Source organism: Virgibacillus salinus, assembly GCF_900102415.1.
GTDB classification, from domain to species: domain Bacteria; phylum Bacillota; class Bacilli; order Bacillales; family Amphibacillaceae; genus Lentibacillus; species Lentibacillus subterraneus.
The window spans coordinates 140,808-154,421 of record NZ_FNKD01000004.1; the positions used below are offsets into that span (position 1 = coordinate 140,808).

Annotated in this window: 16 protein-coding genes; 8 read left to right on the plus strand and 8 right to left on the minus strand. The window is 39.3% G+C overall.

The window, feature by feature from the left end; genetic code table 11:
• Position 1: 1 nt before the first annotated feature.
• Positions 2–1,063 carry a tRNA 2-selenouridine(34) synthase MnmH gene (gene mnmH, locus BLS02_RS16290; protein ID WP_092494095.1) on the minus strand — a complete coding sequence of 354 codons (1,062 nt, stop codon included), beginning with the start codon at positions 1,061–1,063 and terminating at the stop codon, positions 2–4.
• A 31-nt stretch (positions 1,064–1,094) separates the two neighbouring features.
• Positions 1,095–2,138, minus strand: coding sequence for a selenide, water dikinase SelD (gene selD, locus BLS02_RS16295; RefSeq protein WP_092494096.1), 1,044 nt, complete (start codon positions 2,136–2,138; stop codon positions 1,095–1,097).
• 259 nt (positions 2,139–2,397) lie between these two features.
• Between selD and BLS02_RS16300 the strand changes: the two genes are divergently transcribed.
• The 5 genes from BLS02_RS16300 to BLS02_RS16320 all read left to right on the plus strand — a co-directional run bounded on the left by BLS02_RS16300 (position 2,398) and on the right by BLS02_RS16320 (position 6,096).
• Positions 2,398–2,772 carry a GntR family transcriptional regulator gene (locus BLS02_RS16300; protein ID WP_092494097.1) on the plus strand — a complete coding sequence of 125 codons (375 nt, stop codon included), beginning with the start codon at positions 2,398–2,400 and terminating at the stop codon, positions 2,770–2,772.
• A 12-nt stretch (positions 2,773–2,784) separates the two neighbouring features.
• Entirely contained in the window at positions 2,785–3,474 is a 690-nt protein-coding gene (locus BLS02_RS16305) for an ABC transporter ATP-binding protein (RefSeq protein ID WP_092494098.1), read from the plus strand.
• On the plus strand, positions 3,471–4,301 hold the full coding sequence (locus BLS02_RS16310; RefSeq protein WP_092494099.1) for a hypothetical protein: 831 nt from the start codon (positions 3,471–3,473) through the stop codon (positions 4,299–4,301). Before BLS02_RS16305 ends, BLS02_RS16310 begins: the two co-directional genes overlap by 4 nt.
• Before the next feature lie 13 nt (positions 4,302–4,314).
• A complete protein-coding gene (locus tag BLS02_RS16315) occupies positions 4,315–5,565 on the plus strand; it encodes a hypothetical protein (protein ID WP_092494100.1) in 1,251 nt (416 codons plus the stop codon).
• A 75-nt stretch (positions 5,566–5,640) separates the two neighbouring features.
• Positions 5,641–6,096: an ASCH domain-containing protein gene (locus BLS02_RS16320; RefSeq protein ID WP_092494101.1), complete on the plus strand. Its 456-nt coding sequence runs from the start codon at positions 5,641–5,643 to the stop codon at positions 6,094–6,096.
• 25 nt (positions 6,097–6,121) lie between these two features.
• On the opposite strand, the gene BLS02_RS16325 is transcribed toward BLS02_RS16320, so the two are convergent.
• Both BLS02_RS16325 and BLS02_RS16330 read right to left on the minus strand, forming a co-directional pair.
• Complete coding sequence (locus BLS02_RS16325) at positions 6,122–6,322, minus strand: YbbN family protein (RefSeq protein ID WP_092494102.1); 201 nt, start codon at positions 6,320–6,322, stop codon at positions 6,122–6,124.
• A gap of 227 nt (positions 6,323–6,549) precedes the next feature.
• Positions 6,550–7,101, minus strand: coding sequence for a CotY/CotZ family spore coat protein (locus BLS02_RS16330; RefSeq protein WP_092494103.1), 552 nt, complete (start codon positions 7,099–7,101; stop codon positions 6,550–6,552).
• A gap of 458 nt (positions 7,102–7,559) precedes the next feature.
• On the opposite strand from BLS02_RS16330, the gene BLS02_RS16335 reads away from it, so the two are divergent.
• The 3 genes from BLS02_RS16335 (at position 7,560) to BLS02_RS16345 (ending at position 10,193) form a co-directional block, all read left to right on the plus strand.
• Entirely contained in the window at positions 7,560–8,576 is a 1,017-nt protein-coding gene (locus BLS02_RS16335) for a S66 family peptidase (protein ID WP_092494104.1), read from the plus strand.
• A 69-nt stretch (positions 8,577–8,645) separates the two neighbouring features.
• Positions 8,646–9,506 (plus strand): AraC family transcriptional regulator, encoded by an 861-nt coding sequence (locus tag BLS02_RS16340; protein WP_254788799.1) that lies wholly within the window; start codon positions 8,646–8,648, stop codon positions 9,504–9,506.
• Between the two features lie 480 nt (positions 9,507–9,986).
• Complete coding sequence (locus BLS02_RS16345; protein ID WP_092494105.1) at positions 9,987–10,193, plus strand: SHOCT domain-containing protein; 207 nt, start codon at positions 9,987–9,989, stop codon at positions 10,191–10,193.
• A 59-nt stretch (positions 10,194–10,252) separates the two neighbouring features.
• On the opposite strand, the gene trpA is transcribed toward BLS02_RS16345, so the two are convergent.
• Genes trpA through trpC form a run of 4 tightly spaced genes read right to left on the minus strand, consistent with a single transcriptional unit; the run spans position 10,253 to position 13,613 of the window.
• Positions 10,253–11,026: a tryptophan synthase subunit alpha gene (gene trpA / locus BLS02_RS16350; RefSeq protein ID WP_092494106.1), complete on the minus strand. Its 774-nt coding sequence runs from the start codon at positions 11,024–11,026 to the stop codon at positions 10,253–10,255.
• The gene (gene trpB, locus BLS02_RS16355) at positions 11,019–12,224 is read right to left on the minus strand and encodes a tryptophan synthase subunit beta (protein ID WP_092494247.1); all 1,206 of its coding nucleotides are present in this window, start codon (positions 12,222–12,224) and stop codon (positions 11,019–11,021) included. The genes trpA and trpB overlap by 8 nt, the downstream gene beginning before the upstream one ends.
• A 5-nt stretch (positions 12,225–12,229) precedes the next feature.
• Positions 12,230–12,823, minus strand: coding sequence for a phosphoribosylanthranilate isomerase (locus tag BLS02_RS19060; protein WP_175559515.1), 594 nt, complete (start codon positions 12,821–12,823; stop codon positions 12,230–12,232).
• The gene (gene trpC / locus BLS02_RS19065; protein ID WP_175559516.1) at positions 12,813–13,613 is read right to left on the minus strand and encodes an indole-3-glycerol phosphate synthase TrpC; all 801 of its coding nucleotides are present in this window, start codon (positions 13,611–13,613) and stop codon (positions 12,813–12,815) included. Before trpC ends, BLS02_RS19060 begins: the two co-directional genes overlap by 11 nt.
• Position 13,614: the final 1 nt, after the last annotated feature.

A 13,614-nucleotide genomic window follows, 5' to 3' on the forward strand; every position in this document is an offset into this window, starting at 1 on the left:
GCTAATCCCTCACTTTTATTTTTATTTTGTTTCCTACCTCAGTTAATTCGTCTTCAATCTGTTGGAGGGCGTCATCGATATTTGTAGCTTGAAGGTGAATTTTTCTTCCATTTGGGAACTGTTTTGCCGAATGCTCATACTTCGGATCGTAGTAATATTCCAAGAGCAGTTTTACCGCATTATGATAATTACCATTTTGCAGATCATGGTCAATCTCCGCAGCAATCGGTGTGTGTATTCGTTTTTTTATAAGTCGAAATGCCTCAAGAAATTTATCTGGTGAATTCCAAGGCTGGTAGTCATCCAAGATATTTCGTACCCGCTCATCTACTGGCAGGTCGATGAATAACTGCAGCCCTTGTTCCTTTCTGTTATATAGAAAGTCTGGAATAGTTACTTTCCCGATTCGTTTGCTTTCACCTTCTAATAAGACAAAAGGTGCATCCTTGTAACGCAACAATTTCTCAACAAGCAGCGATTCAAATTTCTTCTGATTGCTTGGCACAAGTCCAATTTGCCCAAAGATGGACCCACGGTGGCCAGCCATCCCTTCCAAATCAAGTACAGGGTAACCTTTTTGCGAAAGCTGTTTTAACAGAGCTGTTTTGCCTGATCCTGTATTCCCGTTCAGCACAAGAACAACTGGCTTAAATTCCGGATTATCCAGCATACCGACTATCCATTGACGGTAGGTTCTGTAGCCACCTGTTAATCGTTGCACTTCTATTCCCATCAAATCAAGTACGGTTGCTGCCGTTTTACTGCGCATTCCACCACGCCAGCAAAACACTGTTTTAGGTGTTTCAATTTGATTAAACGCTGCTATAAATTCAGGAAGTTTAGCAGAAAAAATGGCAAGCCCTCGCTCTTTCGCTGCGTCCTGACCCACTTGCTTGTAGAGTGTCCCAACCTCAGCACGCTCATCATTCGTAAAAATAGGGATGTTTATGCTGCCTGGAATTGTGGCATCATGATATTCCTTTGGAGAGCGTACATCAATCACAGTATGGGGTTCATTATTCTGTTTATTAAATAAATCCTGTAGCGTTATATCCTGAAACATAAATTTCGTCACTTCCTAGTAAAAATTAATTCTATTTTACGGTGATTTTTCCGTTTTCGCCGTTTACTACATCTCCGATTATCTCTGCTTCTACTCCATTTTTCTGTAAATCATAAACAAGTGAGTTTGCATCCTCATTTGCTATGGAAATGAAAAGACCTCCAGATGTTATAGCATCACACAGAATCCACTTATCAATCTGATCCATCTCTTCCGGATAGGTTACAATATCTTGTACATGACTAAAGTTACTTTTTGTTCCACTAGGTACAGACCCTGATTCAGCAAGCTCTTTAACTCTTGGCAAAAGAGGGACATCCTTATAATTAATCCGGATTTCAACGTCACTGCCACCCGCCATTTCAGAAGCATGGCCAAGCAACCCAAACCCGGTTACATCTGTACAGGCATGGACATCATATCCTTCCATTGTCTCAGCAGCTGTTTTATTTAACGTTGTCATGACTTCTGTAACACGGTTTATTTCCTCATCATTTAATAAGTTATTTTTAATGGAAGTTGTTGAGATACCGACTCCAATTGGTTTGGTTAAAATAAGCTTATCCCCGGGTTTAGATCCAGTATTTGTTCGGATTTTTTGGGGATTTATGGTCCCTGTTACTGCAAGTCCGAATTTTGGTTCCTTGTCATCAATGGAATGGCCGCCAACCAGAGCAACCCCTGCCTCGGCCAGTTTTTCCTGGGCACCATGCAGTATTTCAGCAAGGATTCCTTTATCTAAAGTAGATATTGGGAATGCAACGATGTTAAGAGCAGTTATTGGCTTTCCTCCCATTGCATATACATCACTGATCGCATTTGCAGCAGCAACTTGACCAAAAGCAAAAGGATTATAAACAATTGGAGTGAAAAAATCAACTGTTTGTACGATAGCCAGTTCATCATTTAGTTTATATACTCCGGCATCATCACTAGTATCAAGCCCTACAAGTAAATTTGGATTAGAAGCGGTGGGAGGAAGGGAGCGTAGGACCTCGGATAAATCAGCGGGTCCAATTTTACAGCCACAGCCTCCTTTAGAAGATAAAGATGTGAGTTTTATTGAATCAGTCATATGTAATCAATCCTTCCATAAATTACGATATTCTATAATTTAATTCTAACATACAAGAAGTTATGACTAGTGTTTTTAGTGTCTGGTTTGAAATAATTCTAACAAAACATGTTGACAATCTAACTGTATTAACCGTATAATACATTCATGGTCGTATTAACTGCTTAATACAGGGATTTTTTGACTTTGGTGTATTAATCAGTTAATACACGAAATTAAAAGAGAAGCTACACATCTGAGGTAAATAGGAGCTGTGTTTATGCAAATAGACTTAAACAATCGTGATCCGGTCTATATTCAAGTAATCCGTTATTTTAAGGAACAAATTGCTACTGGAATGTTTGAGCCGGGGCAGGAGATTCCTTCAAGGAGAGAATTAGCCAACAAGATAAAAATAAATCCGAATACGGCGCAGCGAGCGTATAAGGAAATGGAGGAGCAGGGATTGATTTATACAGAACGAAATTTGCCTAGCCGCATAACGAAGGATGAACAGATTCTTGGTGCGGTTAGAGAAGAACTTATTGTCGAAGCGGTGGAATCCTTCGTTACCTCTATCCGTTCAATTAATGTTCCGGTTGATGAAGTATTGGATTTGGTGAAAGAACAGTATACCAAAGAAAGCAAAGAGTAGGAGGGTTATAAAATGATTGAAGTAAAGGATATTAAGAAAAAATTTGGTCGTAAAAAAGTTTTGGACGGCGTATCTTTCACTGCTAATAAAGGTGAAATCACATGTCTTATTGGTATCAATGGAGTTGGTAAAACGACCATACTAAACGCGATTATGGCCTTAACACCACTAAACAAAGGTGAGATTTTAATTAATGGAGAAAAATTAAATAAACATAGCTTTGAAAAAGTCACCTTCATCCCAGATGCCATTACAATGTTGCCGCAAATGACGATTGCAGACGCAATGCAATTTATGCAGGATTTTTATAAGACTTGGAATCAGGAGCGTGCAACGGAATTACTTGGTTTTTTTAGGTTAGAGGAAACGGAGAAAATCGCAAGCTTGTCCAAAGGGAACACAGCAAAAATAAACCTGCTGCTTGGGTTGGCACTTGATGTTGATTTTCTTTTAATGGATGAACCATTCTCTGGGATTGATATTTTCAGCCGTGAACAGATTGCCGAAGTCTTTACAAGTCATTTAGTGGAAGGCAGAGGCGTTATTATCACAACCCATGAAGTACATGATATAGAACATTTAATCGACAAAGTTGTGTTACTTGATAATGGCGTTGTACTAAAGGAATTTAACAGTGAGGAAGTTCGGGAAAATGAAGGAAAGTCGGTAGTTGATGTAATGAGAGAGGTGTATCACGGATGAATCGTTATTTAAAATTAGTTAACTTTGAATTAGGACGTTTTATAAAAGTATATCTTGTGTTGATTGCCATAACAGTTATTGTACAAGTTACAGGCATTATCGTGAAAGCAAATGAGTATTTAGCACAAGCAGATAAAGCTATATATGAAGATTTAATGCCTCAATCACAATTTATTGAACAATATGGCCAAATGTCATTTTTGAACTTCGCCCGTAGCTTATGGTTTATGGGGCCGATTGCGCTATGTGCTGCTGCGTTAGCCTTTTATATCTTTCTTATTTGGTATCGTGACTGGTTTGGTAAAAATACATTTATATATCGCTTGCTAATGCTGCCAACTGCACGAATCAATGTATTCTTTGCAAAGGCTACTTCTATTTTTTTAATGGTACTCGGACTTGTTTCGGTTCAACTTATACTCCTGCCGTTGGAAAGTACTATTTTGAAGTGGGTTGTTCCAACAGACTTTAGGGTTGATTTGGCGTTAAGTGAAATAATTAAATTTGATTACCTGGCAATACTTGTTCCGCAAAGTTTTATTGAGTTTATTTTATATTATGGTGCAGGATTCATATTGGTTTCTGTATTATTCACTGCTATTTTGTTCGAGCGAAGCTACAAGTGGAAAGGAATCCTTATGGGAATCGGATATACTCTGCTTTCTATCGTGATATTTGCAATGCCTGTACTGTTGATGATCGTGTTTAATCAGGATTACTTGTATCCACTTGAAATGCTTGCCGTGGAAACATTTTTGGGGATAGTTGTACTTGCTGCTTCTATCTGGATGAGCGACTTCTTATTGAAGAAAAAAGTAACAGTTTGAGAGGAGTAATAGGATGAAACGCTATTGGAAATTAATTGCTATCACATCAATTGTTGTGTTCACCGTTGGCACATTTTATATAAATTCTGCTTTATCGGCTAACAGCTATCCGGAGATTGTGTTTGAAAAAGTTAGCGGAAATGAAGAAGAATTAGATTCTGTAATCATTAATGGCAACTACCGTATAGGTCGTTATGGAACAGGTGAAAGTGTTCAGGCTACTGCAGAGGGGTCAACTTATCTGGGAGAACTATCATTTTTTGAGCGGATGCAGGGTATGTATAGTCCTGAAATGAGCCAATTACAAGATAAGTACCGTAATTTCATGCGCGGGAAAAATGGAGTTGTATCTTCATACTATGATACGAAGGATACACTTGCATATGTGGATATTATTAATCAGAGACTAGGCAACTCACCAAGCGAAATGGAGTTTGATATAGAGGTGCTGAATAAAGAAAGTAATGAAACAATATCATTTAATGTACCGGTGCCTAACCGTGCTATGTATATGAACGTTCACGTTGAAGATGTACAAATGATTGATGGAGAATTGAAGGTAGTTACACAAAATAATCTTAAACAAACAGGTGGAGGTTTTGGTAATAATGAATTGCATATGTATAGTTTCAATCTCTCCAAGAAAAATATAAATGGAGAAGAGAAGTTTGCAGCAGTTGAACAGAATAATAACAACAATATGCATAAACATATAGGCTCGATTCGGGACTCCGATGCTTTAAGTGCTCACAAGAACATTGTCTTTTCTATAAACAAGGAAAATAAAGGGCAGAAACCTGAAGGAAATATGACTGGTGAAGTTAACGAGGCTGATAATGGCAACCAGCAATACTTCGCATATAACCTGGAAACTGGGGAAAAGAAAGCACTGGATTTTCCGAAAAAACATCAAGATAAAGAAGTTATGGTATATGATGGCTCTATATTGTATCTAATGGGCGAGAGTGAGGATGGACGTGAGTTTGCTCTATATAATACCGAATCCAAAAGTATGGAAGATGTATTTGTAATTCCTTCGCAAAGTACAGAAAGTATTAAATTTGGAGTGCAGTCGAACATAGAAATTTCAGACGGAAAAATGTATGTATTAAATACAACAAATAACGATGAGAATGATGCTCCCTCTACTATCATGGTAATCGACGCAAAATCAGGTGATATATTATATGAGGGAAAAATTACAACAAAGGAACCCACCGATAAAGAATATAGGTTGGCAGTTTATGGGATGGAAATTAAGTAACTTGCTTAAGAGAGTCTGCTTCTGTACACAGTGGCAGGCTTCTTCTGTTACTTTATCATAAGGAAGGTGATACAGATGGACGCAAATATAATGTGGAACAACTATCTACAGACATTAGATGAAGGAAATCGAGAAAATAAGTCATATACCGCATGGCCATTTGGCAGTGGCCCCGAAATGGCAAAAGAGTTAGCGGGTTTGGTGAAGTCCGGTGAGAAAACAGCGACATGCTCATTGCATCTATTTTATGAAATAGATGATGAGCCACTCCCAAAGGTTGGCGACTTCAATGTGATAACTGACTGGGAAGGTAATGCCGAGGCTCTGACGGAAACGATAGATGTAAAGGTACTGCCGTTTAATGAAGTAGATGCAACATTTGCTTTTAAGGAAGGGGAAGGAGACAAAAGCCTTTCCTATTGGAGAAATGCGCATATTGACTTTTTCATGAATGAACTTGCTGAACTCGATAAAAAATTTAACGAAGATATGTTAGTTGTATGTGAAGAATTCAGGGTCGTATACAAATAACTAACGTGGCCGGATATGTTCATTCTTATCCAATTAAATTTTTGTATATCTTATTAATTTTTTGATTAAAAAGGTCCATATGTACGATTCGTGCTTCGCGAACATATTCCTGACCTTCTACAAATACTAATATAACCGGTACTGTAAAAATGGTAAAAGATCCTGCAATTTCCTGTACTTCGTCTGCATTAACATGACCAAGTTTAACGGCTGGGTAATCTTCCATCTCTGATCCTTAATAATTTGGTTGTCAATTGAAATGTAGTTCTTAAAAAGTTTGCACTGTAAATTCTCTTGAAAAGAAAAAGCATGAAATCGTTGATTCATCCTCTAGTGAACAAAAAGCATGCAGGCGAAATGGAGTAAATAATATGCCCCTAGCCATACCGAGCTTGGGGCATAAAAGGATAAAAATAGCCTAAAATCATAGTATGATTTTAGTTTCAATAGAAATTAAGGGGCAGGTACAGGTGTTATGGGGTCCAAACATGTGATGGCACAGAAGCAGTCAAGATCTACTGTTATACAGACTCCAGAAGCACGCAGGTTACGAGCAGCGCCAACACCTTCCCCCCGGAAGAATTCACATACGGTATCTCCGCCACTAACTGGGTTGCCACCAGGGTTAACAACCTCTAATAATTCTAGCTTCACACAGCATTCTTCATCGTCCACAAATTTCTTAGCGCGTAAGATAGGTGATTCTACACAATCAAAGTCAAAGCCGCTATCCCTTGGTTCTTGGGTTACGCCAGTTCCAATGAAAGGTTTACAGTCCCCTTTACAGTAAAGAATAAATGGAACCGTAGTAAAGCCATTTCCATTTCCGGTAGTTGGTGATAGCAATCGATCAATTGAACGTTCACAGCTGGTACTGCAACAACCGTCACCGTTATTAGCTACCTCATCTTGCGCAGCAATGATGTCACTTATCACGTCACAAACACAATTTTCAAAACCATCACCATTACTTACCCCTCCGACACTTCCTCTGTTACAACTCATAAAAAAATCTCTCCCTGTTATTAGATTTGTTTGGTGCACTATTAAGCTATGTGAGGGATTCCATATTGGCTGTTTACTAGTCTATTTCTATTAAAAATGAGCAACTTGTCTAGGGTATTAGCAGTAATATGCGGTTGTATTAGAGTATATGCCGATACAACTTTAACTGTAGAAAATATAATTTAGTATAAATCGATACAAGTCTTGTAATAGATTTTAACCCATGAATTATTATAGAAAACCGCACATTCTATTGGAATGTGCGGTTTTTGTGCCTTTCCGGTTTTTTTAATAATCTTTAAGAAATTTATAAGAAACTATATCCACTAAAGAATCGTTTCATTCACAGCATATTCCGATTTCCAATTCGGATACAAAGGTTATTTTGTGAGATAGCTGTATATTAGGCCATAATGTGATATGATAACGAATAATATTTTATGAGAGGTGGCTGAATCATGATTGAGTATCCATTGCTAAAAAAGAATGCGACCATTGGTGTAACTGCACCTTCCTCAGGTGTTGAGCCTGAACTGCATGATATGTTTAAGCAGGCTTGTACCCGAATGAGAGAAAAAGGCTATCAGGTTGAATGTGGGAAAACTGTCTGGACGCAAATAAAGGCGAAGTCTGCATCTGCTGAAAAACGTGCTGCTGAGTTTAATAAAATGATTCAGGATGAAAATATCGATATGATTATCCCGCCTTGGGGTGGAGAATTACTAATGGAGATCCTTAGCAAGTTAGATTTTACCTCCATTCCTGCCAAGTGGATTTTAGGGTACTCTGATACGAGTGTTCTCCTCCTATCTATTACATTGAAAACAGGAATTGCAACTGCGCATGGCACTAATTTGGTAGATTTACGCGGTGATTACTCGGACAAGACTACTGCCATGTGGGAGAACGTTCTGTCAGCGGAAGATGGTGATTCCATAATTCAGTATTCTTCAGAAAAATTTCAAAAAGAGTGGGATCATGAAAATCCTTCTCCACATGTCTTTCACTTAACGGAAGAAACGGTATGGAAAACGGTTAGTGATGAGGATGTTTTGGTCAAAGGCCGTTTGCTTGGTGGATGTATTGATGTAATAAGGCATCTTATTGGCACACCATATGGTAATGTTCGGGATTTTCAAAAGAATACAATTAGCGGTGAACCAATCTTATGGTACTTTGAGAACTGCGATATGCCGACAACTGATTTAAAGCGAACGCTGATTCAAATGAAGCTTGCTGGATGGTTTGATAACTGCACAGGTATCATGTTTGGAAGGAGCAGTGCAAACTATTCGGTTGAGGGTTATCATGTACAAGATGTTTATCGGGAGCTTGAGTCAGAATTGAATGTTCCAATCATATACGATGTTGATTGTGGCCATGTCCCACCTCAAATGACATTTGTTAATGGTGCGTATGCAAAAGTAAAGGTTGACAATGGAAATGGTCGTGTAGAGCAGTGGTTACTGTCCTAAAATAGCATAGAATAACAGGATATGAGAACACGAGAATGCTAAGGTTGAATTAGGAAAGGAGGGGCGCACGTGGAAGGACTTCAACGTATGGTCGCAAGTATTAATTATATTGAAAATAACCTGGAAGCGGAATTGCATATTGAACATGTTGCTGCAGTTGCTTGTATGTCGAAGTTTCATTTTCAGCGAATGTTCCATATGTTAACGGGAGTAAATGTTGCAGAATATATTCGTAAACGCAGGCTAACGATGGCTGCACAAGAACTAATACATTCGGAGAGAAGAGTTATTGACGTTGCATTTAAATACGGGTATGAAACGCCAGAGTCATTTTCAAAGGCATTTCGTAAAATACACGGAATAAGTCCATCTGCCGTTCGTAATCAAAATAAACAATTGAAGGCTTTCCCGCGTCTCTCGTTTCAAATTCAATTAAAAGGTGATGAGGAAATGGATTACAGGATCGTGGAAAAGGAAGATTTTAGTATTGTTGGCAAGGGTATTCGTACGACAACAATTAATGGGGAAAACCTTCGCAGAATTCCAGCTTTTTGGGATGAGATTAATGGTAATGGTGTGTCAGATAAGCTGGAGAATAGTTATGGTGCAAAGGTCATCTACGGTGCATGCATGGAATTTGACAAAGTACAGGAAAAATTAACCTATTTTATTGGGGTTGAGTCTGGTAGGAAGTCATCCTTCGATTGGGAAGAAAAAGTAATACCTGCGTCAACCTGGGCAGTTTTTCCGGTTATCGGTCCGATTCCTGATGCAATTCAAAAAGTCTGGGAGCGTATTTTTGCTGAATGGTTTCCAGCAACTGGGTATGAACATGCGGGTGGTCCAGAACTGGAGGTCTACCCTACTGACGGAGATGTAACTGCTGAGGATCATCATTGTGAAATCTGGATTCCGATTGTGAAAAAATAATACGTTAAGTCTAGCCGGTTCAGCTTTAGGGTAGAAAAAAATCATACTATCTAGGAGTAAAAACTCATAAGTTTGTGACTTAACTGGCAGGATTTTTCAATAAGAAGATGAAGTATTGCCACTCGGATCGGCCAAACAATCGAAGTGAATCCTCGTTCCGCTAAATAGCAGAAAAGGTGCTCTCGGAAGGGTGAGACGGATCCTCGTTCCGTTAAAAGCAGAAAATCAGCCTATTTTGAGGAAGGAAATGACAAATAGCGGAACGAGGATCCGACCCCAAGCTTAAAACGGGGGTTTTCAAGGAAATAACGGAATGAGGATCCGTCAAATCAGTAAACTGGATCCTCATTCTTGGCAGTTAAGAAAGTATACTTTCATACTGCATAAGTGCAACTAAGTCTTATCTATATCGATAAGCCAAGTTTTCTAAATCATGCTTAAAACCTACAAATCAGGAAATAGTAACAGTGAGGTGATATCATGCTGTTATCTATACTAACAGAGGGTTACATCAGATTTGGTTTATACATCATTGTTGCGATTATTCTTATTGTTATTTTAATTCGCTTCAGGGCTAAAAAGAACCCTGCTAAAAGTTCTCTTGATATCCTTAAAGAACGTCACAGCAAGGGTGAAATAACAAAAGAAGAATATGATGAGGCACGAAAACAGCAGAAATATGAATAAAATTTGGTTCCTGCCACGCTTCGGTTTAAAAACTTTGGGCCGAGGCGTGACAGGTTTATTTATCTGCTTTCCAGCAGCAGTTCTCTAATTTCATCCGATTTTCCTTGATTAAACAGGTCGACAATTTTACTTCCAATGACAACACCGTCACAAGCAGCAGCCAATTCGTGTGCTTTTTCAGAGCTGGAGACACCAAATCCAGCTAGCACCGGACTTTCTGTTGATTTTTTCAGCTTCTGTAAATAGGTTTTTACTTTGCTGTCATGTGTTGTTCTTGCTCCTGTAGTTCCAGTAACAGAAACAGCATAGAGAAATCCTTCCGTACGTTGGGTGATTTTTTCAATTCGTTCCTGAGGACTTGTCATAGCAACCAGGCGAATACATGAAATAGAATGTTTCTTTAAATAATCTATTATGATTGCTTCTTCTTCTAACGGCAGATCTGGAATAATCACACCGTTAACACCAGCACTTGCACAATCTTTAGCGAAATTTTCAACACCATAGGCATAGATAGGGTTCAAATAAGTCATGAGAATAACAGGAATTGATCGTCTTTCACGAAAGCGTTGCAGGGTTTCCAGGACGCTAGTAAGCGTTGTTCCATTTTCAAGTGCTCGATTTCCGGCATCCTGAATAGTAGGTCCATCTGCTACCGGGTCTGAGAAGGGAATCCCAAGTTCAACAGCTGCTGCACCACATTCCTGCAGAAAATCCAATCGATCTTCCAATATATCCAGACCACCATCGCCAGCCATTATATATGGAATTAATATATTTTCGCCTGCTTCCTGTTTTTCTTTTAGAGCTAAGTCTAAGTTTTGGTTACTCATTTGGATTACCTCCTAGTACATCTTTTGCTGATTCAACATCCTTGTCGCCACGACCGGATAAACAAATAACAATCGACTCTGATGCTTCCATCTCTTTTGCAAGTTTCATGGCAAATGCAACAGCGTGGGCGCTTTCCAAAGCAGGGATGATCCCTTCTGTTTGGGAAAGGAACTTAAATGCGTCAATAGCTTCCTGGTCCGTAATGGATGTATAGGTCACTCGGTCTGATGAGTGGAGGTGGCTGTGTTCTGGACCAACTCCAGGGTAATCAAGTCCGGCAGATATCGAATGTGCTTCTTCTATTTGACCATGTTCGTCCTGTAGCAAGTGGGACATAGTTCCGTGTAATATACCAATACTGCCTGCAGTCAGTGTTGCAGCATGTTTGTTTGTTTCAATCCCGCTTCCACCTGCTTCAACCCCATACATCTTGACACTTTCATCCTGGATAAATGGATAGAACATGCCCATTGCATTGCTGCCACCACCGACACAGGCAATAACTGCATCAGGTAGAGTGCCTGTTTCCGCATGGTACTGTTGCTTTGTTTCCTCGCCGATAACAGCCTGGAAATCACGGACGATTTTGGGAAAAGGATGCGGCCCTACGACGGAACCGATAATATAGTGCGTATCTTCAACATGACTTACCCAATAGCGTAATGCTTCATTAACAGCATCTTTTAGTGTTCCGCTTCCCTGTGATACACTTTCGACTTTAGCTCCGAGCAATTCCATCCGGAAGACATTCAGTTTTTGCCGCTTAATGTCTTCTGCACCCATGAATACAACACATTCAAGGCCGAGGAGTGCGCAAACTGTAGCGGTAGCAACACCATGCTGGCCGGCACCGGTTTCGGCGACAACTTTCTTTTTTCCCATTCGAAGGGTCAATAATGCTTGACCGACGGTGTTATTAATTTTATGTGCGCCTGTATGGTTGAGGTCTTCGCGTTTCAGATAAATAGAAGGTCCGCCTAATTTATTGGATAAATTTTTGGCATGATAAAGCGGCGTTTCACGTCCTACGTAATTTTTTGAATAGTAATCTAGTTCTTTTAAAAAAGCAGGGTCCTTTATTGCTTCTTCATAGGACTCTTCCAATTCGAGAAGTGCTGGCATTAATAACTCGGGAACAAATCTCCCGCCGTAATTGCCGTATCTTCCTTTTTCATCTGGCATTGTATATGTTGTCATTGTTTTCATCCTTTCGCATTCCTGATAAATTGGTTTATTTTGGCTAAATCCTTCTGTCCATCTGTTTCAACTCCACTTGATACGTCCACACCTGCAGGGTTTGCAGTTGTGATTGCTGACTGTACATTCTTGGGAGTAAGTCCACCTGCTAAAATAATTTTCGATAGGTTCAGGTCTTTTAATAGATTCCAGTCAAATGTTGTTCCATTACCGCCACGGTTTGGCCCTTTTGGACTGTCAACCAGATAATAATCACTTGGATATGATTGCATTGCATTTTTTTGTTCCGTAATCATCGGAAATGCTTTAATTACTGTATATGGGAGCTTTGCAGCAAACTCAGCTGTCTCATCACCATGAAGCTGTATAACATCTAACCCTACTTGCTCGGCAGTCTGTAAAATATTTCTTTCCGACTCGTTTACAAATACACCAACTTTTTTAACAGAAGAAGGGATAGCAGCACTAATCTGTGCAGCCTTTTCTGGTGTGATTTGCCGTTTACTTGATGCGAAAACAAATCCGATAAAATCAGCACCAGAGTTAACAGCCTCTTTGGCAGCTTCTACAGTTTTTATACCACAAATTTTAACGAGCATTTGGTATACCTCCTTTTGTTATGGGGATTTTCAATTCGTTGAAAAGCGCTGCTATGTTATTGGAACGCATTAATGTTTCACCGACGAGTATGCCGTTTATATCCTCTTTGCCGACTTGAATGACATCATCGCGGGATTTAATACCACTTTCACTAATCAGAATTGTATCTGGATTTTTGACCATGGATGCCAGTTGCTCTGTAGCGGACAAATCAACCTCAAAGGTTTTTAAATTTCGATTATTAATCCCAATAATCGTTGCCCCAAGTTCGATTGCTCTCGTCATTTCGTTCGCATCATGAACTTCACAAAGCACCTCAATCCCTTGATGTGTTGCATATTCAAATAGTTCTTGAAGCTTATTATCTGAAAGTGCAGCGACGATTAGGAGAATTATCGAAGCACCTGCAGCTTTTGCATGGTCAATTTGAATCGGATCAATCATAAAGTCTTTACAAAGAATAGGAAGATCGACAGCCTTGCGAACGTTTCGTAAATCTTCCATCGAGCCGTTGAAAAATGTTTCATCGGTCAGGACAGAAATCGCGCCAGCACCACATGACTCATATAACTTTGCTTGTTTTACCGGATCAACCGCCATATCAATTTCTCCTTTTGATGGGGAGGAGCGCTTAATTTCAGCGATAACATTCATTTGCTGTGTGTTATGAAAGGAATGTTCAATTTTTTTAATCGATTTGGCAGCCCCCGAAAATTCAGGCAATGGCTGTTTTTTTAATAGCTCAACTTCTATTTCCTTTTGGCGAATAATTTTATCTAATATAGTCATG

What these genes read in the sequence shown, in the direction of transcription:
- mnmH (WP_092494095.1), bottom strand. Translation starts at nt 1,063, where the DNA reads ATGTTTCAGGATATAACGCTACAGGATTTATTTAATAAACAGAATAAT.
- BLS02_RS16345 (WP_092494105.1), top strand. Translation starts at nt 9,987, where the DNA reads ATGCTGTTATCTATACTAACAGAGGGTTACATCAGATTTGGTTTATAC.
- trpB (WP_092494247.1), bottom strand. Translation starts at nt 12,224, where the DNA reads ATGACAACATATACAATGCCAGATGAAAAAGGAAGATACGGCAATTAC.
- trpC (WP_175559516.1), bottom strand. Translation starts at nt 13,613, where the DNA reads ATGACTATATTAGATAAAATTATTCGCCAAAAGGAAATAGAAGTTGAG.
- BLS02_RS16325 (WP_092494102.1), bottom strand. Translation starts at nt 6,322, where the DNA reads ATGGAAGATTACCCAGCCGTTAAACTTGGTCATGTTAATGCAGACGAA.
- BLS02_RS16310 (WP_092494099.1), top strand. Translation starts at nt 3,471, where the DNA reads ATGAATCGTTATTTAAAATTAGTTAACTTTGAATTAGGACGTTTTATA.
- BLS02_RS16330 (WP_092494103.1), bottom strand. Translation starts at nt 7,101, where the DNA reads ATGAGTTGTAACAGAGGAAGTGTCGGAGGGGTAAGTAATGGTGATGGT.
- selD (WP_092494096.1), bottom strand. Translation starts at nt 2,138, where the DNA reads ATGACTGATTCAATAAAACTCACATCTTTATCTTCTAAAGGAGGCTGT.
- BLS02_RS16320 (WP_092494101.1), top strand. Translation starts at nt 5,641, where the DNA reads ATGGACGCAAATATAATGTGGAACAACTATCTACAGACATTAGATGAA.
- trpA (WP_092494106.1), bottom strand. Translation starts at nt 11,026, where the DNA reads ATGAGTAACCAAAACTTAGACTTAGCTCTAAAAGAAAAACAGGAAGCA.
- BLS02_RS16315 (WP_092494100.1), top strand. Translation starts at nt 4,315, where the DNA reads ATGAAACGCTATTGGAAATTAATTGCTATCACATCAATTGTTGTGTTC.
- BLS02_RS16300 (WP_092494097.1), top strand. Translation starts at nt 2,398, where the DNA reads ATGCAAATAGACTTAAACAATCGTGATCCGGTCTATATTCAAGTAATC.
- BLS02_RS16305 (WP_092494098.1), top strand. Translation starts at nt 2,785, where the DNA reads ATGATTGAAGTAAAGGATATTAAGAAAAAATTTGGTCGTAAAAAAGTT.
- BLS02_RS19060 (WP_175559515.1), bottom strand. Translation starts at nt 12,823, where the DNA reads ATGCTCGTTAAAATTTGTGGTATAAAAACTGTAGAAGCTGCCAAAGAG.
- BLS02_RS16335 (WP_092494104.1), top strand. Translation starts at nt 7,560, where the DNA reads ATGATTGAGTATCCATTGCTAAAAAAGAATGCGACCATTGGTGTAACT.